Source organism: Bacillus sp. FSL H8-0534, from assembly GCF_038005885.1.
Classification (GTDB): Bacteria; Bacillota; Bacilli; order Bacillales; family Bacillaceae_G; genus Bacillus_A; species Bacillus_A pseudomycoides.
Map to the genome: position 1 here is coordinate 3474750 of NZ_JBBOUC010000001.1, position 25187 is coordinate 3499936.

The 25187-nt window shown below is 37.7% G+C and carries 22 protein-coding genes and 1 pseudogene; 17 read left to right on the forward strand and 6 right to left on the reverse strand.

The window, feature by feature from the left end; translation table 11 throughout:
• Positions 1–18 precede the first annotated feature (18 nt).
• On the forward strand, positions 19–1137 hold the full coding sequence (gene wecB, locus MHH71_RS17695) for a non-hydrolyzing UDP-N-acetylglucosamine 2-epimerase (protein WP_006096567.1): 1119 nt from the start codon (positions 19–21) through the stop codon (positions 1135–1137).
• Positions 1138–1206: 69 nt separating this feature from the next.
• On the opposite strand, the gene MHH71_RS17700 is transcribed toward wecB, so the two are convergent.
• Positions 1207–2307 carry an LCP family protein gene (locus MHH71_RS17700; RefSeq protein WP_006096566.1) on the reverse strand — a complete coding sequence of 367 codons (1101 nt, stop codon included), beginning with the start codon at positions 2305–2307 and terminating at the stop codon, positions 1207–1209.
• A 27-nt stretch (positions 2308–2334) separates the two neighbouring features.
• Positions 2335–2976, reverse strand: coding sequence for a YigZ family protein (locus tag MHH71_RS17705; RefSeq protein ID WP_003202049.1), 642 nt, complete (start codon positions 2974–2976; stop codon positions 2335–2337).
• A gap of 240 nt (positions 2977–3216) precedes the next feature.
• Here MHH71_RS17705 and MHH71_RS17710 point away from each other — a divergent pair, with 240 nt between their 5' ends.
• The 15 genes from MHH71_RS17710 (at position 3217) to MHH71_RS17780 (ending at position 20994) form a co-directional block, all read left to right on the forward strand.
• Entirely contained in the window at positions 3217–4059 is an 843-nt protein-coding gene (locus tag MHH71_RS17710) for a DegV family protein (RefSeq protein ID WP_006096565.1), read from the forward strand.
• Between the two features lie 382 nt (positions 4060–4441).
• The gene (locus tag MHH71_RS17715; protein ID WP_016112543.1) at positions 4442–4756 is read left to right on the forward strand and encodes a winged helix-turn-helix transcriptional regulator; all 315 of its coding nucleotides are present in this window, start codon (positions 4442–4444) and stop codon (positions 4754–4756) included.
• A 276-nt stretch (positions 4757–5032) separates the two neighbouring features.
• Entirely contained in the window at positions 5033–6328 is a 1296-nt protein-coding gene (locus MHH71_RS17720; protein ID WP_078211629.1) for a C40 family peptidase, read from the forward strand.
• 326 nt (positions 6329–6654) lie between these two features.
• A complete protein-coding gene (locus MHH71_RS17725) occupies positions 6655–8001 on the forward strand; it encodes a DEAD/DEAH box helicase (RefSeq protein ID WP_006096561.1) in 1347 nt (448 codons plus the stop codon).
• The gene (locus MHH71_RS17730; RefSeq protein WP_078211597.1) at positions 8001–8705 is read left to right on the forward strand and encodes a ComF family protein; all 705 of its coding nucleotides are present in this window, start codon (positions 8001–8003) and stop codon (positions 8703–8705) included. The genes MHH71_RS17725 and MHH71_RS17730 overlap by 1 nt, the downstream gene beginning before the upstream one ends.
• 126 nt (positions 8706–8831) lie before the next feature.
• Positions 8832–9029 carry a cold shock protein CspC gene (gene cspC / locus MHH71_RS17735; protein ID WP_001162040.1) on the forward strand — a complete coding sequence of 66 codons (198 nt, stop codon included), beginning with the start codon at positions 8832–8834 and terminating at the stop codon, positions 9027–9029.
• A 660-nt stretch (positions 9030–9689) separates the two neighbouring features.
• Positions 9690–10232: a ribosome hibernation-promoting factor, HPF/YfiA family gene (gene hpf, locus MHH71_RS17740; RefSeq protein WP_003201824.1), complete on the forward strand. Its 543-nt coding sequence runs from the start codon at positions 9690–9692 to the stop codon at positions 10230–10232.
• Positions 10233–10645: 413 nt separating this feature from the next.
• Positions 10646–13156, forward strand: coding sequence for a preprotein translocase subunit SecA (secA, locus tag MHH71_RS17745; protein WP_006096559.1), 2511 nt, complete (start codon positions 10646–10648; stop codon positions 13154–13156).
• A 288-nt stretch (positions 13157–13444) separates the two neighbouring features.
• Positions 13445–14546, forward strand: a protein-coding gene (gene prfB, locus MHH71_RS17750; RefSeq protein ID WP_097794513.1) for a peptide chain release factor 2 whose coding sequence is annotated in 2 segments (ribosomal slippage) — positions 13445–13516 and positions 13518–14546 — 1101 coding nt in all. Because the reading frame shifts where the segments join, the coding sequence is not laid out codon by codon here.
• Positions 14547–15000: 454 nt separating this feature from the next.
• Positions 15001–15324 carry a cytochrome c551 gene (cccB, locus tag MHH71_RS17755; protein ID WP_003201828.1) on the forward strand — a complete coding sequence of 108 codons (324 nt, stop codon included), beginning with the start codon at positions 15001–15003 and terminating at the stop codon, positions 15322–15324.
• 766 nt (positions 15325–16090) lie between these two features.
• Positions 16091–16777: a cell division ATP-binding protein FtsE gene (ftsE, locus tag MHH71_RS17760; RefSeq protein ID WP_003209063.1), complete on the forward strand. Its 687-nt coding sequence runs from the start codon at positions 16091–16093 to the stop codon at positions 16775–16777.
• Positions 16767–17660, forward strand: coding sequence for a permease-like cell division protein FtsX (gene ftsX / locus MHH71_RS17765; RefSeq protein ID WP_018765117.1), 894 nt, complete (start codon positions 16767–16769; stop codon positions 17658–17660). The genes ftsE and ftsX overlap by 11 nt, the downstream gene beginning before the upstream one ends.
• A 118-nt stretch (positions 17661–17778) precedes the next feature.
• Complete coding sequence (locus MHH71_RS17770; protein ID WP_078211595.1) at positions 17779–19215, forward strand: S41 family peptidase; 1437 nt, start codon at positions 17779–17781, stop codon at positions 19213–19215.
• A gap of 174 nt (positions 19216–19389) precedes the next feature.
• Positions 19390–20592, forward strand: a complete 1203-nt coding sequence (locus MHH71_RS17775) for a PDZ domain-containing protein (protein WP_078211592.1) — start codon at positions 19390–19392, stop codon at positions 20590–20592.
• Positions 20593–20682: 90 nt separating this feature from the next.
• Entirely contained in the window at positions 20683–20994 is a 312-nt protein-coding gene (locus MHH71_RS17780) for a heavy metal-binding domain-containing protein (RefSeq protein WP_003201842.1), read from the forward strand.
• 342 nt (positions 20995–21336) lie between these two features.
• On the opposite strand, the pseudogene MHH71_RS17785 reads toward MHH71_RS17780, so the two are convergent.
• The 4 genes and pseudogenes from MHH71_RS17785 to MHH71_RS17800 form a co-directional block, all read right to left on the reverse strand.
• Positions 21337–21687, reverse strand: a pseudogene (locus tag MHH71_RS17785) (ATP-binding cassette domain-containing protein); the annotation flags it as partial.
• 284 nt (positions 21688–21971) lie between these two features.
• Positions 21972–22505 carry a flavodoxin family protein gene (locus MHH71_RS17790; RefSeq protein WP_006096552.1) on the reverse strand — a complete coding sequence of 178 codons (534 nt, stop codon included), beginning with the start codon at positions 22503–22505 and terminating at the stop codon, positions 21972–21974.
• 6 nt (positions 22506–22511) lie between these two features.
• Positions 22512–22880 carry a MerR family transcriptional regulator gene (locus MHH71_RS17795; RefSeq protein WP_006096551.1) on the reverse strand — a complete coding sequence of 123 codons (369 nt, stop codon included), beginning with the start codon at positions 22878–22880 and terminating at the stop codon, positions 22512–22514.
• A gap of 51 nt (positions 22881–22931) precedes the next feature.
• A complete protein-coding gene (locus MHH71_RS17800; protein ID WP_003201848.1) occupies positions 22932–23825 on the reverse strand; it encodes a LysR family transcriptional regulator in 894 nt (297 codons plus the stop codon).
• 302 nt (positions 23826–24127) lie between these two features.
• On the opposite strand from MHH71_RS17800, the gene MHH71_RS17805 reads away from it, so the two are divergent.
• Positions 24128–25150, forward strand: coding sequence for a YeiH family protein (locus MHH71_RS17805; protein ID WP_003201850.1), 1023 nt, complete (start codon positions 24128–24130; stop codon positions 25148–25150).
• Positions 25151–25187: the final 37 nt, after the last annotated feature.

The window sequence follows — 25187 nt, forward strand, 5'->3', positions numbered from 1 at the left end:
AAGAAAAGAGGCATTGAAATGACTGAACGTTTAAAAGTAATGACGATTTTTGGAACACGTCCAGAAGCGATTAAAATGGCACCTCTTGTGTTAGAGTTGCAAAAATATCCTGAGAAAATTGAATCAATTGTAGCAGTGACAGCACAGCATCGCCAAATGTTAGATCAAGTATTGAATATCTTTGGTATTACGCCGGATTTTGATTTGAATATCATGAAAGACCGTCAAACATTAATTGATATTACAACACGTGGTTTAGAGGGCTTAGATAAAGTAATGAAGGAAGCAAAGCCACATATCGTTCTTGTACATGGTGATACAACAACTACTTTTATTGCGAGCCTTGCTGCTTTCTATAATCAAATTCCGGTTGGCCATGTTGAAGCTGGACTTCGTACATGGGATAAATATTCTCCATACCCGGAAGAAATGAACCGTCAATTAACAGGTGTAATGGCAGATCTTCATTTCTCGCCTACTGCAAAATCAGCAACGAACTTGCAACAAGAAAATAAAAATGAAGCACGTATTTTCGTAACAGGAAATACAGCGATTGATGCACTAAAAACAACAGTGAAAGAAGAATATAGTCATCCAGTACTAGAGAAGCTTGGAAATGACCGACTTGTACTTATGACAGCACATCGTCGTGAAAATTTAGGTGAACCAATGCGCAATATGTTCCGTGCAATTAAACGCCTTGTTGAAAAGTACGAAGATGTACAAGTTGTGTACCCAGTTCATATGAATCCTGTTGTTCGTGAAACAGCTAACGATATTTTAGGAGATCATAATCGTATTCACTTAATTGAACCACTAGATGTAATTGATTTCCATAACGTTGCAGCACGTTCATACTTAATGTTAACAGATTCTGGTGGTGTGCAGGAGGAAGCACCTTCTCTTGGCGTACCGGTTCTTGTTCTACGTGATACGACAGAACGTCCGGAAGGTATTGAAGCAGGTACATTAAAATTAGCAGGTACAGACGAAGAAACAATCTTTACACTTGCAGACGAATTATTATCTAATAAAGAAGCACATGATAAAATGGCGCAAGCATCTAATCCTTATGGTGATGGCCTTGCTTCAGAGCGTATTGTAGAAGCAATTTTACAATATTTTAATAAAAAATAAGTAGAAAAAAGAGCCGCTCCTCATATCTGTTGATATAAGAAGCGGCTCCTTTCTTTTAAGTAGTAATCTCTACTGATGATTTCGCATTAACCATTCCGCGTTAGCGTTCGTAGACGGAGATTCCTGTTCTTTTTTCTTAGTAGATGAATTTGTTGAATTCGTATCAGAATTAGAACTTGTATTGGTTGTAGAATTCGTGTCTGTTTTATCTTGTCCTAAGTTTTTCAAAATTTCATTACGAACATTTTGAACGCTCATTTCATCTGGAATAAAGTAATAGATATCATTTAGTTTTTTATCTTCACCTTCTAATTTAATCGTTTTTATGTTAGAAGGATCGAATCCAGATAACTTATTATATAAGGCAAGTCCATCGGATACAGGTATATCAGTTTTTACATATTTTCCAACAACCTCCGCTAAATCTTTAATCTTAAAGACTGTAGAAGCGGAATTTAGTTTATGGACAACCGCGGCAAGTACTTGTCGTTGTCTTGCAGCTCGGCCATAATCTCCATTTGGATCTTGCTTTCGCATACGGACATAAGCGAGTGCTTCTTCGCCATTTAATTCTTGCTGTCCTTGTTTAAATTGAATCAGCTTGTAGTAATCTATATCAGATCGTTCCTCGAAATTAAATGGAACATCGACTGTAATGCCACCAACGGCATCGACAATTCCTTTAAAGCCTTTGAAGTCAATTTTTACGTAGTGGTCAACAGGCACACGTAAAAAATTCTCGACTGTGTCTAATGCCATTTTTTCTCCGCCGTAAGCATGCGCCGCGTTAATTTTATCTTTTTTATTTTTTCCAGCAATCGTAACACGTGAGTCACGCGGGATACTCATGAGTGAAACATTTTTTGTTTTTGGGTTAATTGTTGCGAACATAAGAGAATCTGTTCGTCCATTTTGTCCATCCGTTGCATAATCTTCAATTCCCATAATAAGGACGCTGAAAGGTTCTTTTGTAATTTCTACATCTACCGCACGTAATTTTGATTTATCACGAGTAAAGCCACTATACATCTCCATGAGTGAAGAGTAAGAGTTAAACATGTAAAGCCCTACACTACCAATTAAGGACATAAAAATGAGGTAGATAAACAATCTACGTCTGCGCTTTTTTTTCACTCTTCTTTTCTGGAGATGATGATAACGCTCTTCCATACATAAACTCCTTTTAATATATATATGTTATTGTTGCACAATGTCTTGTTCTAAATACAGCATGTCATCTTCTTGTATTGTACATTTCCCATTTGTTAGTTCAATCATCCACTCTGTGAAAGTTTGTTTTTGATCTTCTTCCACATAAGTGTCAAATGTCACATTTTCTAGGTAATGAATCTCTTTAATAGCATATTTTGAGTGGCGTAATTCATTTTCAATTTTTCCAAGTAGTGTGTAATCAATTTCTGTCTTCGTAACTCGCATTAATTTTCGTTCGACAACACCTACATAGTTAATTCCTTCACTTGTACATTTTCCATATGCACGAATTAAACCACCGGCACCAAGTTTAATGCCGCCAAAATATCGTGTGACAACAACAACGGTATCTTTCAATCCACGTTTTTTTAATACTTCTAGCATAGGTACACCAGCTGTACCGCTTGGTTCACCGTCATCATTTGCCTTTTGAATTTGATCTTGCTCCCCAATTAAATAGGCTGAGCAGTTGTGTGTTGCGTTCCAATGCTGCTTTTTTATCTTTTGAATAAATTCTTGTGCTTCTTCTTCTGTTTTCGCTCGACTTATATAGCAAATAAACCGTGACTTTTGAATGACAATTTCGTGCTCACCGTAGCCTTTGATTGTTAAATATTGTAATAACAATGATATACGCCCCTACCTTTCAATATTACTAGTACTTTTTATTGTAAAAGGGGGAGTTTTCAGATTCAAACATTTTTTGTAGGAAAATAGCAAATTCTATTATAAATTTAATATTTTTGTTGTAAATTGTCCAAGTGTTTATTATAATCTTACCCCGGCATTTTTCATACATTAATGCACCTTTTCCTATTTTCGTGTAAAATTAGGAAATAAAAACTTTTTTATAAGGCAGGTACGAAAATGAGAACAGCTATTGTTACTGATAGTACAGCATATATACCGAAGCATATTCGTGAAGAACTCAATATACATATGATTCCATTAAATGTGATTTTTGGAACGAATTCTTATCAAGAAGAAGCAGAAATTACAGCGGATGACTTTTATGTAAAAGTACGTGAACATGAAGAACTTCCAAAAACTTCTCAACCAGCAATTGGAAAATTTGTGGAGCTATTTGAAGAACTGGCAAAAGAATACGATGCGGTGATTTGTATCCATCTTTCAAGCGGAATTAGCGGGACATATCAAACAGCAACGACAGCTGGGCAAATGGTCGAAGGGATAAACGTATATACGTATGATTCTGAAATTAGTTGTGAAGTACAAGGGTTTTATGTGCGTGAAGGTGCAAGAATGGTAAGCGAAGGAAAGGCGCCAGAAGAGATTTTAGCTAGGTTTGATGAAATGAAGCAAACAATAGATGCTTATTTTGTTGTTGATGATCTCCATCATTTGCAACGCGGTGGCCGTTTAAATAGCGCGCAAGCATTTATTGGTAGCTTATTGCAAGTAAAGCCAGTTTTATATTTTAGAGATAAAGTTATTATCCCGTTTGAAAAAATTCGCACACGCAAAAAGGCACTAAAGCGTATCGTTGAAATTTTCGATGAACATGCGAGTAAAGGTATGCCGATGGAAGCTGTTATCATTCATGCAAATCGTGAAGAAGAAGCGAAAGAGTGGCAGCAAGAATTAGAGGAAAAGTACCCTCATGTTACAATCCGCATCAGTTATTTTGGTGCTGTAATTGGAACGCACTTAGGAGAGGGATCACTAGGTCTAGGGTGGTATACAAAATAATAAAAATGTAAAAGCTCTCTTTTTGTAGAGAGTTTTTTACGGATATACGTATGCCTATTTGACAAGTTAATATTTTGAAGTGATAAAATTTAATTTATATAAATACGGATTGAAAGACCGACATAAAGTGAAACTTTAATCAGTGGGGGGCTCCATCCCCCACTGATTATTAGCCCTCGCCAATCGGGCTTTTAGGGACAGTACCTTTTTTAGCCCTATTCCATGTGAAAACAGAAGGAGAAAATGAGTGGGAGTCTCCTTGTGTTCTTCATAGTCGCAATTTATATGTTGGGAAATCAAAATGCATTTATAAAAAATAAGGAAAGTTTTATTACTTACTTTTTATAAGAAACTATTTTATAATAAAGAGGAGGTGAAACATATGGAGCATAATTCTTGTTTATGTCCAAAGTTTGAGTCGGCTTTTACACTTCTTAGTAAAAAGTGGACGGGTTTAATTATTAAATCTTTGTTAGAAGAGCCGAAGCGATTTAGAGAAATTGCGGATATTATCCCAAATATGAGTGATCGTATGTTGTCAGAGCGTTTAAAAGAATTAGAGAGTGAAGGTGTAGTCGTTCGTAATGTGTACCCAGAAGTACCTGTTAGAATCGAATACGGATTAACAGACAAGGGAAAAGCATTAGAAAGTGTTATGAATGAAGTCCAAAATTGGGCTGAAAAATGGGTGAAATAATAGATTGTTCGATGAATAGAGAGAAAAAAGCACAAGGAGTGTTCCTTGTGTTTTTTTTTATAACAAATGTATGACAATTGTACAAAAAAACAGCGCGATTCCCTTAAGATTCTACAAGAAAATACAGGATTAGAAGGGAAATGTCAGGAAATTACAAACGTAATATTACATTTATTTTACAAAATCGTAACATTGATAAAATATCTCCCGAAATATGGTATAAATTTTAATAGATTATATACGGAAAAGAAAAAAAGAAAGCGGTGTAAAAACAAAATGAAAAAGCTAAAAATGGCATCTTGCGCATTGGCTGCAGGATTTATGATGTTTTCAGTGGTAACACCAAATGTATTTGCGGAAAAGATTGAGGATGTAAAAACACAAATTAACACACAAAATGATACTTTACATAAGCAACAACAAGAACGTGACGAGCTTCAAAAACAAATGACCGACTTAAATAAAACGGTTCAAGATTTAGATACGTCTGTTCAAGAAAATGCAGCAAAACTTGATGAAACAACGAAAAAAGTTGAAGAAACACAAGCATTAATCGAGAAGAAAAATCAAAACATTGCAGATTTACAAACGAAAATTGCAAAACGTGAAGAGTTATTAAGAAAGCGTTTAGTAGCGCTTCAAGAGCAACCAAATACAAACGTTGTAACAGAAGTTGTTGTAAACTCTAAAAACATTGCAGATTTAGTAGATCGTTTAACTTCTGTTTCGAAAATTCTTGAATCTGATGAAGATATCATGACAACACAACAACAAGATCAAGCAACTGTGAAAAAAGATGTTGAAACGGTAAAAGAAAAACAAAAAGAATTAAAAGAAGCGCAAGTAAAAATCGAAACTGCAAAGAAAGAACTTGATGCTGAAAAAGCGAAAAAACAAGAAGCAGTGAACGATTTAAGCGGTAAAATGGATACAGTTGTAAACAGCATGACAAGCACAGAGGGTCAATTAAAAGAGCTTGAAAAGCAAGCATTATACTTACAACAACTAGCTGAAAAAGAAGCACAAGAAAAAGCAGCGCAAGAAGCTGCTGCGAAGAAACAAGCAGAGCAAGCTCAGCAACCGGCACAACAAACTGCACCAGCAAATAATGGTGAACAAGCTAAGAAAGAAGATGTTAAGCCAGCACCAGCACCAGCGCCTGCAAATAATGGTGGACAAGCTAAGAAAGAAGAAACTAGACCAGCACCAGCTCCAAAAGGTGGGGTAATTGAAAAAGCGGAAAGTTTAATTGGTATGAAATATGTATGGGGAAGCTCTTCACCGTCAAACGGCGGATTTGACTGCAGCGGTTTAGTCTCGTATGTGTATGGATTAGGGCATCAAACTACTTCTAGTTTATGGGGTTCTGTACAAAAAATTAGCGCATCTGAAGCGCAACCAGGTGACCTTATCTTCTTGCAAGGTACTTACAGAGCAGGTGTATCTCACGTTGGAATTTACATTGGTAACGGTCAAATGATTCATGCTGCTGATGAGAAAACAGGCGTTACTCGCGGTAGCGTAAATAGCAGTTATAACCAAGCTCATTTCTTAGGTTACGGTAGATTATAAGATTTTTAACTAAATAAAACATGTGTATAAAGTCGATAGCTTACTATTTTAAAAGTAGGTTATCGGCTTTTTTGGTTTTTTACGAGAGAAAGAGAAAGGATTATAGTAGAGCTATATAAATATAAATACGCATAGAAAGACCGACATAAAACCATTCCTTTTAGGTGGGAGAGAGTATCCGCTTATGGATAGGAGCGGTCAGTGCCTTTTTTAGCCCCATGCCAAGTAAAAACAGAAGGAGAAAATGAGTGGAGAACTTCTTTTGTTTTCATAACCGCGACTTATATGCTGAAAAATCAAAACGGATTTATATAGGGGGCGTTACTATGCTAGTAGGAAGACAAATGCTACGAGAAGAACTTCCATTTTCGAAAGATGAACTAGATCGTTTGGAAAGACAAGGAGATATTTCTTTGGAAAGAGGTGTAATAAAGAAATCGTCACATTATGTATGTCAGCGCTGCGGAAATGCAGAACCGCGGTTATTTGCATCATTTCTATGTAAACGATGCAACCAAATGTGCACGTATTGCCGAAAGTGCATCACGATGGGGCGAGTGGGAGAATGTACAGTGCTCGTTCGAGATATACGAGATGTAGTATGGGAAAGTTTGCCGAATCCTTTACGGTGGGAGGGCCATTTATCAGCTGGGCAGGAGAGAGTAGCTAGCGGAGTAACAGAAGCAGTACACCAAAAAGAATCTTTTTTTATATGGGCAGTATGTGGAGCTGGTAAGACAGAGATGCTTTTTTATGGTATAGATGAAGCTTTACAAAAAGGCGAGCGGGTTTGTATTGCAACGCCGCGGACTGATGTGGTGTTAGAGCTCGCACCCCGTTTGCAAACTGTTTTTCCAGATGTACCGATTGCTGCGTTATATGGTGGTAGTTTGGACCGTGAAAAGGAAGCAAGGCTCATCGTTTCTACAACGCACCAGTTGCTTCGTTATTATAGAGCATTTGATGTTATGATTGTGGATGAAATTGATGCTTTTCCATATGCGATGGACAAGATGCTTCATCATGCAGTAGAGCAAGCGAGTAAAGAGCGAGCTGCGCAAATTTATTTAACTGCAACTCCGGAAGAAACATGGAAACGTAAGCTATGGAGTGGTAAACAAAAAGGTGTAATCATTCCGGGGCGTTATCATCGTCAGCCTTTGCCAGTCCCAAGGTTCCGGTGGTGCGGTAATTGGAAAAAGGCGTTAAAACGAAAAGAAATCCCGCATGTTGTTTTTGAATGGCTAAAGTATTATCTCCTTAAACAATCTCCTATTTTTCTATTTGTTCCTCACGTACGTTATATTGATGAAGTAAGTGTATTATTAAAAAAATTAGATGATCGCATTGAAGGTGTTCATGCTGAGGATCCAAAGCGAAAAGAAAAGGTAGCTTCGTTCCGAAAAGGAAATATCCCATTATTAGTAACGACGACGATTTTGGAACGCGGCGTGACGGTAGAGAATTTACAAGTAGCGGTGTTAGGGGCGGAAGAGGTCATTTTTTCGGAAAGTGCACTTGTACAAATTGCTGGCAGGGCCGGCAGAAGTCATCGCAGGCCAGATGGTGATATTCTTTATTTTCATTATGGAAAAACAGAAGCAATGATACGCGCAAAAAAACATATTCAATTTATGAATAAAAAGGCAAAGCAAGAAGGGTTGATACATTAATGCATTGTCTACTTTGTCATGATTTTATTTCAGAAAGCGTTAGCTGGTATTCTTTTTTTATTCAGTCTGACAGGCGGTGTATATGTGAGCGATGTGAACGGAAACTTTCCTATATTATAGGAGAAATTTGTGATGACTGCGGCAGACCATTTGAGTCTCTGTCAGAGGAGTATAGAGAAGGTAACCTTTGCAAGGATTGCGTAAGATGGCAGGAAGAGAGAAAGTTTCTACCTATAAAAAATCGATCTGTGTACGTCTATAATGATTGGATGAAGGAAGTATTAGCTCAGTTTAAATTTCGTGGGGATGCTGAGCTTGTTCGTATTTTTCATGCGCACTTTGTAGCTACATTTCGTAAGTATTTTTCAGACTGTCATGCGATGATTCCGATTCCGCTTAGTAAGGAGCGAGAATACGAGCGTGGTTTTAATCAAGCGGAATTGTTAGCATCTTGTTTACCACTTAGTTTTCTACAAACATCTTTAAGTAGAAAAGACACGGAAAAGCAAAGTAAAAAGAAACGTATAGAGAGGCTTTCAGTAGCGAATCCCTTTTATTTTCACAAAGAAGAAATGTTTATTGGGCAGCATCTTTTACTCATTGATGATGTGTATACGACAGGAATTACGGTTAGGCAAGTTGCAAAGTGCCTGTATGATGCAGGTGCTCGAAAAATTTCTAGCCTTACTCTTTGCCGTGGGTAATATATGTATGTCGAAAGATACAATAAAAAGGCGACAAGACTTCTTTGACTTGATATGTTGTCATTCGTTATAGTCAAATTATGGGGTAAATGCCCTTATTTTTAGAGTGAAGGGAATGGAACGAACATGCAAGGAAGAGTAAAGTGGTTTAATGCAGAAAAAGGATTTGGGTTTATCGAGCGTGAAGACGGTGATGATGTTTTTGTTCATTTTTCTGCAATTCAACAGGATGGGTATAAGTCGTTAGAAGAGGGACAAAAAGTAGAATTTGACATTGTAGATGGTGCGCGTGGACCACAAGCAGCGAATGTTGTGAAATTATAATTTCGAACGAAGAGTTTTGTGAGAAACATAGAGCTGGGGTTGTGGCAACGGTTTATATATATTCAATTTGATCTTCCAAAATATAAATTGCGGCTATGAAGAACAGAAGGAGACTTTCACCTATTGTCCCCTTCTGTTTTTTTTGCGTGGCATGGGGAAAAAGTCCTGTCCGCTCTTATGCAAAGACGGACGCTCGTTCTCACCAAAAAGAAATGGTTGTATATGGTTCTTTCAATTTATAACTTTAATTTGATTTCACGGCACATAAATTACGGTTATGAAAGACAAACAGAGACTTCCGCCCATTGTCTCCTTGTGTTCTTACATGGCACGGGGCTAAAAAAGTCCCTGCCCGCTACTAGCCATGGGCGGATGCTCCCTCCCACCTAAAAGAGATGGTTGTGTTTTCGGTCGGTCTTTCCGTTCAAATGATAAAAATGTTGTCAAAAAGTTGTTTCTTTTCTGTAACGAATTGTCCATACTTATATTCGTTATTTACGATGTTAATAGGGTAAAATGTAAATAGAAACGATGCATCTTTTCTTTTCAACAAAAAACGATAAAAAATTTCAATTTCCCTAACTTTTTCAAAAAAGTTAGCAGGATTTTTTAAGCCATTGTCGAAATTGTATACATAGGCTTGAAAGGAGGAATTCATCTATGAAATTCAACATTCGTGGTGAAAATATTGAAGTAACTCCAGCATTAAAGGAATATGTAGAGAAAAAACTTAGCAAATTAGAGCGTTATTTTGATACATTCCCAGAGGTTAAAGTTAATTTAAAAGTATACTCTGACAAGCAACGTGTCGAGGTAACAATCCCATTTACAGATTTATTACTTCGTGCAGAAGAAACTCATAGCGATATGTACGCTGCAATTGATTTAGTGGTTGATAAAGTTGAGCGACAAATTCGTAAACATAAAACAAAAGTAAATCGTAAATTACGTGAAAAAGGCTCTCCGAAAACTGCATTTATCCTTACAGAGCCAGCGGCAACGTTGGAGGAAGTGAAAGAGGATGAATTAGAGCTTGTACGTACAAAACGATTTGATTTAAAACCAATGGATGTTGAAGAAGCCATTTTACAAATGGATATGTTAGGTCATAACTTCTTCGTCTTCACAAATGCGGATACAAATGAAACTAATGTTGTCTATGGCCGTAAAGATGGAAAATATGGATTAATTGAAACAAAATAATAAGTAAAGAACGCAGCTGTAAAAGGCTGCGTTTTTTTATTGTTTATAAAATGTTTTACGTGTAGACTGATGAAACATATGAAAGTCTTTGAGTTTTCACTCTGTTATTTTTGGGAAGACATACCGCTGTCTCAGAATGGAACAGGAAACAAAGAAGTTTAGTAAAGGATGAAATCGCTATAAAACGCCTATTAATCAAAATTTCAGCTAATTTAGGCTATGCGTTTGGCCAGTTGTTGTCATAGCTATAAAACAAGTGTTACAATTATCATTAGGTTTATACTTTTTTTGTTTTTTTAATTAGGAGAGAAAATGCTAGAAAATAAATTTGCGTTTTATAACGACTGATTAGTGAGCAGAAATATAGAGCACGATCGGAAGTTTTATTTTAATAAAAGAGGAGCGTATTTCCTATGATCGGTATTTTAAAAAAGGTGTTTGATGTAAACCAGCGCCAAATTAAACGTATGCAGAAATCTGTGGATCAAATAGAAGGGTTTGAATCATCGATTCAATCGTTAACTGACGAACAATTAAAAGGGAAAACAATTGAATTTAAAGAGCGTCTTACGAAAGGCGAGACAGTAGACGATTTATTACCAGAAGCTTTTGCGGTTGTTCGTGAAGCAGCGACACGCGTTCTTGGTATGCGCCCCTATCCTGTGCAATTAATGGGTGGTATTGCCTTACATGAAGGGAATATCTCTGAGATGAAAACAGGGGAAGGTAAAACATTAACTTCTACTTTACCGGTTTATTTGAATGCTTTAACAGGTAAAGGTGTTCATGTTGTTACAGTCAATGAATATTTAGCGCAGCGTGACGCAGGGGAAATGGGACAACTACATGAGTTCCTTGGCTTAACAGTAGGAATTAACTTGAATAGCATGTCACGTGAAGAAAAGCAAGCTGCTTACGCTGCTGATATCACATATAGTACAAACAACGAGCTTGGTTTTGACTATTTGCGTGATAACATGGTGCTATATAAAGAGCAACGTGTTCAGCGTCCGCTTCATTTTGCAATCATTGATGAAGTCGATTCCATTTTAGTTGATGAAGCGCGTACGCCGCTTATCATTTCTGGACAAGCACAAAAATCAACAGAACTATATATCTTTGCAAATGCATTTATTCGTACGTTAGAAAATGAAAAAGATTACTCATTTGACGTGAAAACGAAAAATGTCATGTTAACAGAAGACGGGATTACGAGAGCAGAGAAAGCTTTCCATATTGAAAACTTATTTGATTTAAAACACGTTGCACTTCTTCACCATATTAATCAGGCGCTTCGTGCACACGTTGTAATGCACCGCGATACAGATTATGTTGTACAAGAAGGCGAAATTGTAATTGTAGACCAATTCACTGGTCGTCTTATGAAAGGCCGCCGCTATAGTGAAGGTTTACACCAAGCGATTGAAGCAAAAGAAGGCGTAGAAATTCAAAATGAAAGTATGACATTAGCAACCATTACATTCCAAAACTATTTCCGTATGTACGAAAAGTTATCAGGTATGACTGGTACAGCGAAAACGGAAGAAGAGGAATTCCGTAACATTTATAATATGAATGTTATCGTGATACCAACAAACAGACCAGTTGTTCGTGATGACCGTGCCGATTTAATTTTCAAAACGATGGAAGGAAAATTCAATGCGGTTGTTGAGGATATTGTAAAACGCCATAAGCAAGGGCAACCAGTTCTTGTTGGTACAGTTGCAATTGAAACATCTGAACTTATTTCAAACATGTTAACACGTAAAGGTGTACGTCATAACGTCTTGAATGCGAAAAACCATGCGCGTGAAGCAGATATTATTACAGAAGCAGGATTTAAAGGCTCTGTAACGATTGCGACAAACATGGCTGGTCGTGGTACGGATATTAAACTAGGCGAAGGTGTAAAAGAAGCTGGTGGCCTAGCGGTTATCGGTACAGAACGTCATGAAAGTCGTCGTATTGATAATCAGTTACGTGGTCGTTCTGGTCGTCAAGGAGACCCTGGTGTGACGCAGTTCTACTTATCAATGGAAGATGAATTAATGCGCCGCTTCGGTGCAGATAATATGAAAGCGATGATGGATCGCCTTGGTATGGATGATTCACAGCCAATCGAAAGTAAAATGGTATCTCGTGCTGTAGAATCTGCGCAAAAACGTGTAGAAGGAAACAACTACGATGCACGTAAACAGCTCTTGCAGTATGACGATGTACTTCGCCAACAACGTGAAGTAATTTATAAGCAACGTCAAGAAGTAATGGAATCTGAAAACTTACGAGGCATTATCGAAGGTATGATGAAATCTACTGTAGAACGTGCTGTTGCCCTTCATACGCAAGAGGAAATTGAAGAGGATTGGAACATTAAAGGTCTGATTGACTACTTAAATACAAACCTTCTTGAGGAAGGTGATGTTAAGGAAGAAGAATTACGTCGTCTTGCACCAGAAGAAATGAGCGAGCCAATCATTGCAAAATTAATAGAGCGTTATGATGAAAAAGAAAAACTTCTACCAGAAGAACAAATGCGTGAATTTGAAAAGGTTGTTGTATTCCGCGTTGTAGATACAAAATGGATGGATCATATCGATGCGATGGATCATCTTCGTGAAGGTATTCATTTACGTGCTTACGGTCAAATTGACCCGCTTCGTGAATACCAAATGGAAGGATTCGCAATGTTTGAATCCATGATCGCTTCCATTGAAGAAGAGGTTTCTCGTTACATTATGAAAGCAGAAATCGAACAAAACTTAGAGCGCCAAGAAGTAGCTCAAGGTGAAGCAGTTCATCCGAAAGATGACGGTGAAGAAGTGAAAAAGAAACCAGTCGTAAAAGGTGAACAAGTAGGACGTAACAACCTATGCAAATGTGGCAGTGGTAAGAAATATAAAAACTGCTGTGGTATTGGGAAATAAGGAAAAGTGGCGCCGACTGTTCAGCCCCGTTGGCTAAGGTTCTTTCTTGTGCGGAAGGTTCTTAGACATGAGGGGCTAGGAGGCAGAACTGGATTAAAAGAAAAGCGGAAGCGGCTCGTTCAGAATATCAGGCGCTCCAAATCGATCTTACACGAAATTTTATTTTCAAAATGGAAAAGTTTTAAAAATATCCATATAATAAAAAGGGACAAACTCTCTCTGTAATAAGCGGAGGGAGTTTCCCTTGTTTTATATAAAAGCGATAGCAATTACATAGAGGTGAAGAGCATGGAATTAGTAGAAATTAGGCAAGAATTAGAGAAAATGGCTAAGAGATTAGCGGCTTTTAGGGGGTCTCTTTGACCTTCCTACAAAGGAAAAACGCATTGCAGAATTAGAAGAAACAATGATGGGTGCAGGCTTTTGGGATGATCAACAAGGCGCACAAACTGTAATTAATGAAGCGAATGCGTTAAAAGAAATGGTTGGGAAGTTTCGTCAGTTAGATGAAACATTCGAAAATTTAGAAGTGACACATGAACTTTTAAAGGAAGAATATGATGAAGATTTACATGAGGAATTAGAATCTGAAGTGAAATCTTTAGTTCGAGAAATGAATGAGTACGAGCTTCAGCTATTATTAAGCGATCCTTATGATAAAAATAATGCAATTTTAGAACTACATCCAGGTGCTGGTGGAACAGAATCACAAGACTGGGGTTCTATGCTATTACGTATGTATACACGCTGGGCTGAAAAACGCGGGTTTAAAGTAGATACAGTCGATTATTTACCAGGCGATGAAGCAGGAATCAAAAGTGTAACATTGTTAATTAAAGGTCATAACGCTTACGGTTACTTGAAAGCAGAGAAAGGTGTACATCGTCTTGTACGTATTTCACCGTTTGACTCTTCAGGCCGTCGTCATACATCGTTCGTATCTTGTGAAGTTGTACCTGAATTTAATGATGATATCGAGATTGAAGTGCGTACGGAAGATTTAAAAATAGATACGTACCGTGCAAGTGGTGCGGGTGGACAGCACATTAATACGACGGATTCCGCGGTTCGTATTACACATACGCCAACGAATACGGTTGTAACATGTCAATCCGAGCGTTCGCAAATTAAAAACCGTGAACATGCGATGAAAATGTTAAAGGCGAAATTATATCAAAAGAAATTAGAAGAACAGCAAGCGCAGTTAAATGAAATTCGTGGTGAACAAAAAGAAATTGGCTGGGGTAGCCAAATTCGTTCTTACGTATTCCACCCATACTCTCTAGTGAAAGACCACCGTACAAATACGGAAGTTGGTAATGTACAAGCGGTTATGGATGGAGAAATTGATCCGTTTATTGATGCATATTTACGCTCTCGTATTTCTTAAGAAAAAAAGCCAACGGACTGTTGGCCTATCGTTGAGGAGATAGAGGGGAATAATGAGGTACATCTTGTCTGTATTGATAAGAGAAGGAGGAAGAGGAGTTGGGTGACAACTTCTCTTTTTGATGAGCTTGGTTTTATGATACAAGGTCGTATATTGTTTTGTAAAAAGTAAAAAATATTAAGAAGCAAGCTATAAATGATAAGGAAGCCGTATAGAATTTTTCCTTTTCTGTTTTGTAAAAACAGTATCTTTATAGTAATTTGCATTTGTTCACAGAATTGAAACAATTGGTGAAAGCTTTATATGAGTAGGGTTCTCATCCTTTTTGTAAAAAATATCCTATGGAGGTTGGTTTTTCTATAAGGGGATAGTTATTATAATGGCAAGTGAGAGCTATGTGAAAGTATGGCTATATCAATAATAAGAAGGATATCAACAATGGGGAGCGATATAAGTGAAAAAGAAATTGTTGGCTATTGCATTAGGAACATCATTAGCTTTTACTATAGGAGCATGTGGAAAGAAAGAAGAAAATAAATCTTCTAATCAATCTGCAAGTACAGATAGTGCAGAGCAAATTTTCAAAAAAAGTTGTGCAGGTTGTCATGCTAGCGACTTATCTGGTGCAACTGGACCTGATTTACGAAAAGTAGGCGGTAAATACGACGCGGCGGAGATTGAAAATATTATCAAAAAAGGACGCGGTTCAATGCCAGCGGAACTTATTCAAGGTGAGGATGCAAAAAAAGTATCAGAGTGGTTAGCAGAACATAAGTAAGAAAAGAGGAAGTGGCTTGTTTAGAATAGAAGGAAGAAGCAAAGCCACTGAGCATTCTAGCCGCTAAAGCTAGAACGTAAAAAAAGTGGAGCTGACTGTTTAGCAGTGTTGGCTAAGGGGCTTTTTTGTGTGGAAGGTTCTTAGACATGATGGGCTAAACAGTCAGTTTTTTGGGCTATTTTATAAAAAGCTAGACTTATAAGATGATTCATAAAATGATATAGACTTGTTTATGATATATATGTATCTATTTTGATTTTAAAATAGATAAACTGCTGCTATGAAGAACAAAAGGTGACCTGTACTCGTTTTCTCTCTTTGTTTTAACTTGGCATGGGGTAGGAAAAGGATCTGACTGCTTCTATGCATGGCCGGATGATCTCTCCCATCTAAAAAAGAAAGGGTTTATGTTTGTTTTTTCAATTTGTACTTATATAGTTAGGAATTAACCTTTTATCGAGGAAAGGGAGCTTTGAATAACTGCTTTTTCTTGTTTCTTTTTGCGCTGTAACATAACTGTAACAAAATTGTATCCGAATTGGAAACCTAATGATGTTACAATGTAGTTTGTAGAATTTTGCTGAAACATGTACATAAGCAACAGTGATAGACTGAAACTGCTGTTACTGTTATTTGAAACAACAGAAATACTTTAATAGGTTTGTAGTACAGCAGAGTGTAAGTAAGGGTGGGAGCTTTTGCTTTCATATTCAGATAGACAGAAAAAGTATGTCGAAAAAAATCATTAAGTATTGGGTGATAAATAATGATAAAAATGACGAATGTTTATAAGGAGTATCCAAATGGTATGAAAGCCATCGATGGACTCACAGTTAGCATTAAGCAGGGTGAATTTGTATACGTAGTTGGACCGAGTGGAGCCGGAAAATCTACATTTATTAAGATGATGTATCGTGAAGAAAAACCAACAACAGGATCTATCAATGTGAATGGACTTGTAATTGAAACGTTAGCAGAGCGAGATGTACCATATTTTCGCCGTCAGCTAGGCGTAATTTTCCAAGACTTTAAATTGCTACCTAAATTAACGGTATATGAGAATGTAGCGTTTGCTTTAGAAGTAATTGAAGAAGAGCCTGATGCAATTCGTGAGCGTGTTACTGAAGTACTGGGTCTTGTAAGCCTTGAAGATCGTGCGGACGCACTTCCAACTGAACTTTCAGGTGGAGAACAACAGCGTGTGGCGATTGCAAGGGCGATTGTAAATAAGCCAAAAGTTGTGATTGCCGATGAGCCGACAGGAAACTTAGATATTGATACAGCACTTGATATTATGAGTATCTTTAAACGTATTAATGAGCGCGGTACAACAATTGTTATGGCAACACATAACGCAGATATCGTAAATACAATTCGTCATCGCGTAATTGCGATTGAAGGCGGAAAAATTGTTCGAGATGAGATTGAGGGAGGATACGGATATGAAGACTAAAACCCTTAGTCGGCATTTACGAGAAGGTGTAAAAAATCTATCCCGTAATGGATGGATGACGTTTGCTTCTGTAAGTGCAGTAACAGTTACATTATTACTTGTAGGTGTCTTTTTAACAGCGATTATGAATATGAACCACTTTGCAACGAAAGTGGAGCAAGATGTAGAAATTCGTGTACACATTGATCCAGCGGCGAAAGAAGCGGATCAAAAGAAATTGGAAAAAGATCTTAGCAAAATTGCAAAAGTGGATTCTGTTAAATATTCTTCTAAAGAAGAAGAGTTAAAACGTTTGATTAAAAGCTTAGGTGACAGCGGAAAAACGTTTGAGTTATTTGAGCAAGATAATCCACTTAAAAACGTATTTATTGTAAAGGCGAAAGAACCAACAGATACAGCTACAATTGCGAAAAAAGTTGAAAAAATGCAGTTTGTAAGTACAGTTCAATATGGTAAAGGCCAAGTTGAAAAATTATTTGATACAGTGAACACAGGCCGTAATATTGGGATTTTGTTAATTGCTGGTCTATTATTCACAGCAATGTTCTTAATCTCTAATACAATCAAAATTACAATTTATGCACGAAGCACGGAGATTGAAATTATGAAACTTGTAGGTGCGACAAACTGGTTTATCCGTTGGCCGTTCTTATTAGAAGGTTTATTCTTAGGTGTACTTGGTTCAATTCTCCCAATTGTTGTAATTTTATCTACTTATAATTCGCTTCAAGGTATGTTTAACCAGAAGCTTGGAGGAACGATTTTCGAACTTCTTCCATATAGTCCGTTTGTATTCCAACTTTCCGGTTTATTAGTGTTAATTGGTGCATTAATCGGTATGTGGGGAAGCGTAATGTCAATTCGTCGCTTCTTAAAAGTATAAAAAGTTGCAAACATAATTCGTACAAGCTTATCATATAGTAGAAATAGGTAAAGGCATCACACAATGTGTGATGCCTTTTGCTACACCACCTGTGTGTTCTGGAAAGGGGAATTCCGCATTGAAACGTAGAGTTGCGATTATTGGAATGATTGTTGCATTTTTAATTGGTGCTGGCGGAATGTTTGCAGGTATGTATATGTTTGGAATCAATCCATCATATATGGCGCAAACAATTACAGGCGATAGTGCCAGCACGAAACAAGGGGATTTAGCTAAAATTAATGAGGCGTATGCACTGATTGATTCGCGTTATGTGGAAGACGTGAAGGATGAAAAGCTTGTTGAGGGTGCGATACAGGGTATGTTGTCGACGCTGAAGGACCCTTATTCCACGTATATGGATAAGGAAACAGCGAAGCAATTTACAGAGTCGCTTGATCCGGAGCTTGAAGGTATTGGTGCTGAGGTGAACAAAACGGATGGAAAACTGATCATTGTCTCTCCGATTAAAGGGTCACCAGCAGAAAAAGCAGGCATTAAGCCAAATGATCAAATTTTATCAGTAAATGGAAACAGTGTAAAAGATTTATCACGTGAAGAAGCGGTCTTAAAGATTCGTGGTAAACAAGGAACGGACGTTACGCTTGAGATAAAGCGTTCAGGAGTAGCAGATCCACTAGAATTTAAAATTAAACGTGAAAAAATTCCGATTTTTACTGTGTTTAGTTCTGTAAAGAAAGAGAAGGAGAAAAATATTGGTTATATCCAAATTACATCTTTCTCTGAAAATACAGCGAAAGAATTTAAAGATCAATTAAAAGAACTTGAAAAGAAAGATATAAAAGGCCTTGTCATTGATGTACGTGGTAATCCAGGAGGTTACTTAAATAGCGTACAAGATATTTTAGGATTAATTATGACGGACAAAAAGCCAATGATGCAAGTTGAACAACGAAATGGTGAGAAAAAGAAATTCTCAACTGCATTAAAAGAGAGAAAATCATATCCGATTTCAGTGTTAATTGATAAAGGAAGTGCATCGGCTTCAGAAATTTTAGCAGGTGCATTAAAAGAGGGCGAAGGATATGATTTAGTTGGTGAAAAAACATTTGGAAAAGGTACTGTTCAGCAAGCTGTTCCGTTTAAAGATGGCAGCAATATTAAACTGACAATGTTTAAATGGCTTACACCAGATGGCAATTGGATTCATAAGAAAGGAATTGCCCCAACGGTGGAAGTGAAACAGCCAGATTATTATCATGCAACGCCAATTCAAATTGAGAAAACACTTTCTTATAATTCAAATGATGTACAAGTGAAGCATGCGCAAGAAATGCTGAAAAGTTTAGGATATGTACCTGGACGTGAGGATGGATACTTTAGTAAGGAAACAGAGTCGGCTTTAAAAGCATTCCAAAATGCAAATGAAATGGAAATGACAGGTCAGCTTGATAAGAAGACAGCTGAAGCGATTCAAAATAAAATCATTGAAAAGATTCGTTCTGGTGAAAATGATCTGCAATTGCAGGCAGCATTAAAATTAATGGCGAAATAAGGAAAAATACAGGCATATTATTGCCTGTATTTTTTTGTATGTGTTTATCCCGCTACTTATGAACGGTAACACTTCTATCTCAAAATTTAGAAAAAGAAAAGAAGGTAGATGGGGGATGGAGAAAACGCCACTGATTAAAGTTTCACTTTATGATAAGATAAAAAGAAAGAATAAATGGTGGTGAAGCGATTCGTGGAGGCGTGGTCTTTTGAGATAATGCGAGCAGTTGGGCGTTTTTTCTTACACCCTGCTGTCTATGTATTTTTGATAAGTAGCATTTTTGTTGGATACTTACGTATATTACGAGAACGAAAAGATTTTTCTTTTAAAGTATATGATATTTGGTTTGAACTACGAACATCCTTATTTTCAGGAGTTGGATATGGATTCGTTGTATCCATCATAACAGTTGGAGCCGGACTAGTTATGTCGCAAGCAAGTATATGGATGATTTTAATTTGGACACTAGTATTTGGACTAGCTGCTCAATATAGATATTTATCTTCTGCTTACACATTTGGCGTGGCGATTGTAGCAGCTTTATTATCTTCTAAACTTCCAATCTCTTTCTTACAGCTTGGAGAAGGAGAAGAGAGTACCATTACATCACTTGCCATTTTACTTGGCTTGATGTTAGTAGTAGAAGGATTATTAATTTCGAAAAATGCGGTGCGGCATTCAACGCCTAAAATGCGTAAAGGAAAGCGCGGTTTAAATATTGGACTACATGAATCAAAGCGTTTATGGCTCGTTCCGATTTTTATTCTTGTGCCGGGAGATGCTGTTACACAATTTGTTTCGTGGTGGCCGGTCATTTCTGTTGGTTCACAAACGTATTCCTTATTCCTTGTACCGTTTTTAATTGGCTTTATGCGAACAATTAGAAGTGAGGAACCGACAGAAGCATTATTATTTACAGGAAGACGTATATTTGGTTTAGCGACCCTTGTTCTTGTTTTAGGAGTGATCAGTTATTGGTGGCCTGTTGTAGCTATTCTTGCGATGGGAGTCGCGATGCTTGGTCGCTTTACTATTGCGATGCGGGAACGTATAGCTGATGAAACGTGCCCAGCATATTTTGCAGCGCGCGACGATGGATTAGTTGTATTAGGTATAATTCCGAATACAGTCGGTGTAGAAATGAATCTGAAGCCCGGAGAGGTTATTACGAAAGTAAACGGTGTAATTCCTAAAAGTGCAGAAGAGTTTTATGATGCGCTTCAGTCCAAGACGACAGGGGCATTTTGTAAGTTAGAAGTACTTGATACAAAAGGCGAGCTCCGCCTTGCTCAAACGGCACTATATGCAGATGGACATCATGAATTGGGAATTGTGTTTGTAGAACAGAATCATAAGTGGGATACGGAAGCAGTGTAATTTAAAAGACCTTGTATATGTAATTTTAACAGAATTAGCGTACCATATAGGTAGGTAAGAAAAAGATACATATATAGGAGGCTGTAAAAAATGATCGTAACAACAACTTCTGTTATTCAAGGGAAAGAAATTATCGAGTACATTGATATCGTAAACGGTGAAGCAATTATGGGTGCAAATATCGTCCGCGACTTATTTGCTTCTGTTCGTGACATTGTCGGTGGCCGTTCGGGTGCATATGAAAGTAAATTAAAAGAAGCACGTGATATTGCGATGGAAGAGATGAAATCTCTTGCGAAGCAAAAAGGTGCAAACGCGATTGTTGGCATTGACGTAGACTATGAGGTAGTTCGCGAAGGGATGTTAATGGTTGCGGTAAGTGGAACAGCTGTCCGTGTGTAGAATATAAAGAAAGAAGCCGTGCTTAATGCACGGCTTTTTGTATGCTTGCTTATGTCGTATATTGTCGAAGTGCCGATATATTTGCAGCATCCTAGCATGTCGAATCATCGATATTTCTTGGGAAATGGCAGCGGCCTCGTCGAGATATAGGGAAGACATTAGAGTGCTTCCTTACAATTCCTGATTTTCTCCAATAACTGCTCATATTCTTGTTCAAGAATTGTAACATCATCCTGTCGATCAGGCATCGAAATCCGACTGATGATTTCTGTTAATTTTGTTTGCAATCGCAACAGTTCTTGCTCGGTAGTGTTTACAGAAGTTTGTTCTGTTCGATTCATATATGGAAGCTTCCTGCTCAAGAGCATGAGCGATCTTTAAGCGCATTCGTTCACCGCCACTCATTGCATCTGAAACGTTTGAAATGTTCCACTTTCCTTTTGCAAAAGTGGAAGTATCCTCCAATGTTTCCTCGCTAAATTGAGGGATAATGGCGATCGAACCATAATGTGAGACAGAACCTTCGTCCGGCTCTATTTCTTTGCTTAATATTTGTAGTAGCTTAGATTTTCCGGCTCCATTGACTCCGACAATGCCGATGCGGTCATTTCCTTGAATTTCAAGCGATTGTACTGTAAATATAGTGCGGTCACCAAAGTTTTTTTCAATATTGCGTGCGAATAAAATGGTCATAAAAAAACCTCCCTAGTTTCACTAGAGAGGATAGACGTCACCCATAGATGTAAAAAAGTGTGTAGAAATAAGCGATGCACATATTTTTACACGATCGCGATAAAAGAAAGTATCGACAAATGGACAGACTAATCCTCTTCTAGTTTTCATCATTTTGTTTCACTATGCGTGATGGATGAATAAATAAGAGAATTAGAACTTCATTGGCCGGGTTACCTTCCTTTCATAATGTTATTTTTATTGTATGCGTATACAAAGAGATTTGGCAAACTAGTTTCTGGTTATTATTTCCGGAATTGTTCATTGTATAGTTTCGCTTTTGCTAATACTTCTTTATCGTTTGAAATTTCATCCGGTGCATTAGCATCACCGATAATGTAGCCTTCAAAAGAAGAACCGATAAAATCAAAGATGTATTGAAATTGTGCGATAAGTGGTAATGCTTTTAACTTTGGATTATCTCCACCAACAATGACAACGTACATCTTTTTTTCTTTCATCTTTTCTTTAAAATGAAGGGATCTATCACGTAAACTTTGTGACCAGCGATCAACAAAGTTTTTCATATGTCCGCTCATCCCATACCAATATAGAGGTGTAGCGAAAATAATTGTGTCGTGTTCTAGCATTTGCTCAATTAGGTTTTGGTAATCATCATCTACTGGTTGAAATCCTTCTGCTTCATGACGTTGGTCTGTAATAGGATGAACGGTATGATCTCGTAAATAAACTTGTTCTGCATCGATACCATCAATCATCATGTGTGTAAGGGCTTCTGTATTTCCATTTGAACGGGAGCTTCCGTGTATAACGAACATATGTAATCATTCCTTTTCCTTCGTTTTTTTTAGGAGTGAAACATGCTTCTGTATATTCGCTTGAATATTGGAGAGCAGTGAAATTTGCTTTGTTACCTCAGCCAGCTTTTCTTCGTAAAGTGTAAGAATACTACTGCATGGATTTTCGTATAATTGTGGTTCAATTTCTAAGCAGCGCAGCATTCTTGCAGTTTCTTCTAAATTTAAGCCGAGCTGTAAGTACATCTGAATGAGTTCAACTTTTCTGGTGGCACTTGCCTCAAAATCACGATAGCCATTTGTAAGGCGTTTCGAAGGAAGCAACCCTTTTTCTTCATAATGCCTTAATGAACGTTCACTGACGCCAGTTCGCTTTGATAATTCTCCAATTCGCACTGCATTTCACTCCTTTCGTATATATTGTAAACCTTCACACTAATGTGAAGGTCAACTCTGTTTTTGTGCAAATGAATGAACGTGGTCTAAAAAGACTTGAATGGCTTTGGAAGGAATAAAGTATTTGCCACGAACGATAGAGAAAGGACGGATGAGTTTTTCGTTTGGAACTTCGACATGGAAAAGTTCTTTTGCTTGTAGCTCTTTCCTTACGGTCCAGTCAGAAAGAATTGCAATGCCGAGCCCAGCAGCAACGGCTTCTTTTACGCTTTGAATGCTGCTAAATGTAAAGAAACGCTTCATTTTTAAATGGTGCTGATGGATAAAACGATCGCTATAGGCGCGTGTTCCAGATCCCATCTCCCTGAGAATCCATACTTGATCTTGAAGTGAAGCTTCGTTAATTGCATGTGCACCCAGAAGAGGATGTTTTGGTGGAACGACTAGTTTCATTTCATCTTTCATAAAAGTCTCTACATCTATATCAGTGTATACGACTTGACCCTCTACTAAGCCAATATCGATTTGGTTGGAACGAATGCTTTGGAGAACTTCTTCTGTGTTGGAGATAAACGTGTGTACTTCCACACGCGGATTTTCATTGGCGTAGCGTGCTAATATTTTTGGGAGTAAATATTCACCAATTGTAAAACTTGCCCCGATGCGCAGTGTACCTGTAACAACGTTATGTAGTTCGTTAATTTCTTGTTTTGCTTCTTCATAAAGGGATAGCATTTGCTTCGCATGTATGTATAGAATATTGCCAGCTTCCGTAACTTGGACGTGTTTTGGAGAACGCTGAATGAGCGTAGTGCCAAATTCGTTTTCTAAATTGCGAATATGCATGCTGACGCCAGGCTGAGAGAGATTGAGCAATTCTGCCGCACGAGAGAAATGCTTTTGTTCTACGACGGTCACAAATATTTTTAAAATATCGACGTTCATGATGTTTGCTCCTTTGCTCTTTTATTATTGATCTAGAGAGTAGCTTCGGCTTTTCTATTGTCTAGCTCCAGCAGCTAAAATCTCCGGTCGTTTCGTCCCCTCGGACCAGGCGAAAAGTGCCTCGTCCGAGGGGGCCCCAACGCTCTGCGATTTTGAACGAGCCGCCTCCATTTTTTTAGTTTATCATAAGTTTTTCTGATGGTTGAGATTGAATATTGGTATTAAACTTATTATTGGAATGCTTTTATAATGGAAGTATAAGAAACATGCATGTTTTAATACGATTATTGGAGTGATCCAAAGTGGAACAAACACTTGTTATACAAAAGAAGAAGCGTCTCGGTTTTTCGCAAGGGATTGGGATTACATTGTTGATTGCGATTAGCGCGAAATATTTAGCGGAGCTTCCATTTTTAAATATTATGGGCCAATTAGTTATCGCTATTCTAATTGGAATGATTTGGAGAGCTACAATTGGTGTTCCAAGCGAAGCGATAGCGGGAACGAATTTTGCGAGTAAGAAGTTACTTCGCTTCGGAATTATTTTGCTAGGTATGCGATTAAATCTTGTTGATATTGCAAAGGCTGGGCCAAAGGTGCTAGTTATTGCAGCGATTGTCATTGCTTTTACACTTGTTGTTGTATACGCATTAACACGTGTTTTTAAAGTAGATAAAACACTTGGGATTTTAACAGCATGCGGGACGGCAATTTGCGGCGCGGCCGCGGTCGTGGCAATTGCACCGCAAGTGAAAGCGAAGGACGATGAAACAGCGGTCGGTGCAGCGATTATTGCTATTTTAGGTACAATTTTTACGTTGATTTATACTTTATTATACCCAGTTCTTGGATTATCCCCGTATGGTTACGGTGTATTTTCTGGAGCGACGCTGCATGAGATTGCACATGTCATCGCTGCTGCGGCGCCAGGTGGAAGCGCGTCTGTTGATATTGCGGTTATTGTAAAATTAACGCGTGTTGCCATGCTTGTACCAGTAGCGATTTTAATTGGCTTATGGTTTAAGCGTAGTGAGGGAAATGGGCAAAAAGGCTCTTGGCGTGATATTCCGATTCCGTGGTTTATCTTAGGGTTCTTGGCAATGAGTGCATTTCATTCATTAGGTGTTATACCGGAAGTGGTAGCAGGCTATATCGTAATTCTTGCTTATATGCTCATTGCGATGGCAATGGCGGGACTTGGTTTAAATGTAGAATTTACGACATTCCGTAAATTAGGAAGTAGAGCATTTGTAGCTGGATTGGTAGGATCTGTTTGCCTTTCTGTTCTTGGGTATATTCTCGTATATGCGTTAGGCTTTATGTAAGGTAACCAAAAGAGACATAGTGAATATGTCTCTTTTT

Bases quoted from the DNA above. Each gene is read 5' to 3' on its own strand.
- MHH71_RS17725 (WP_006096561.1), top strand. From the start codon at position 6,655: ATGCTAGTAGGAAGACAAATGCTACGAGAAGAACTTCCATTTTCGAAA.
- MHH71_RS17800 (WP_003201848.1), bottom strand. From the start codon at position 23,825: ATGAACGTCGATATTTTAAAAATATTTGTGACCGTCGTAGAACAAAAG.
- MHH71_RS17780 (WP_003201842.1), top strand. From the start codon at position 20,683: ATGATCGTAACAACAACTTCTGTTATTCAAGGGAAAGAAATTATCGAG.
- MHH71_RS17790 (WP_006096552.1), bottom strand. From the start codon at position 22,505: ATGTTCGTTATACACGGAAGCTCCCGTTCAAATGGAAATACAGAAGCC.
- MHH71_RS17775 (WP_078211592.1), top strand. From the start codon at position 19,390: ATGGTGGTGAAGCGATTCGTGGAGGCGTGGTCTTTTGAGATAATGCGA.
- MHH71_RS17720 (WP_078211629.1), top strand. From the start codon at position 5,033: ATGAAAAAGCTAAAAATGGCATCTTGCGCATTGGCTGCAGGATTTATG.
- MHH71_RS17700 (WP_006096566.1), bottom strand. From the start codon at position 2,307: ATGGAAGAGCGTTATCATCATCTCCAGAAAAGAAGAGTGAAAAAAAAG.
- hpf (WP_003201824.1), top strand. From the start codon at position 9,690: ATGAAATTCAACATTCGTGGTGAAAATATTGAAGTAACTCCAGCATTA.
- secA (WP_006096559.1), top strand. From the start codon at position 10,646: ATGATCGGTATTTTAAAAAAGGTGTTTGATGTAAACCAGCGCCAAATT.
- ftsX (WP_018765117.1), top strand. From the start codon at position 16,767: ATGAAGACTAAAACCCTTAGTCGGCATTTACGAGAAGGTGTAAAAAAT.
- MHH71_RS17710 (WP_006096565.1), top strand. From the start codon at position 3,217: ATGAGAACAGCTATTGTTACTGATAGTACAGCATATATACCGAAGCAT.
- MHH71_RS17730 (WP_078211597.1), top strand. From the start codon at position 8,001: ATGCATTGTCTACTTTGTCATGATTTTATTTCAGAAAGCGTTAGCTGG.
- wecB (WP_006096567.1), top strand. From the start codon at position 19: ATGACTGAACGTTTAAAAGTAATGACGATTTTTGGAACACGTCCAGAA.
- ftsE (WP_003209063.1), top strand. From the start codon at position 16,091: ATGATAAAAATGACGAATGTTTATAAGGAGTATCCAAATGGTATGAAA.
- cspC (WP_001162040.1), top strand. From the start codon at position 8,832: ATGCAAGGAAGAGTAAAGTGGTTTAATGCAGAAAAAGGATTTGGGTTT.
- MHH71_RS17715 (WP_016112543.1), top strand. From the start codon at position 4,442: ATGGAGCATAATTCTTGTTTATGTCCAAAGTTTGAGTCGGCTTTTACA.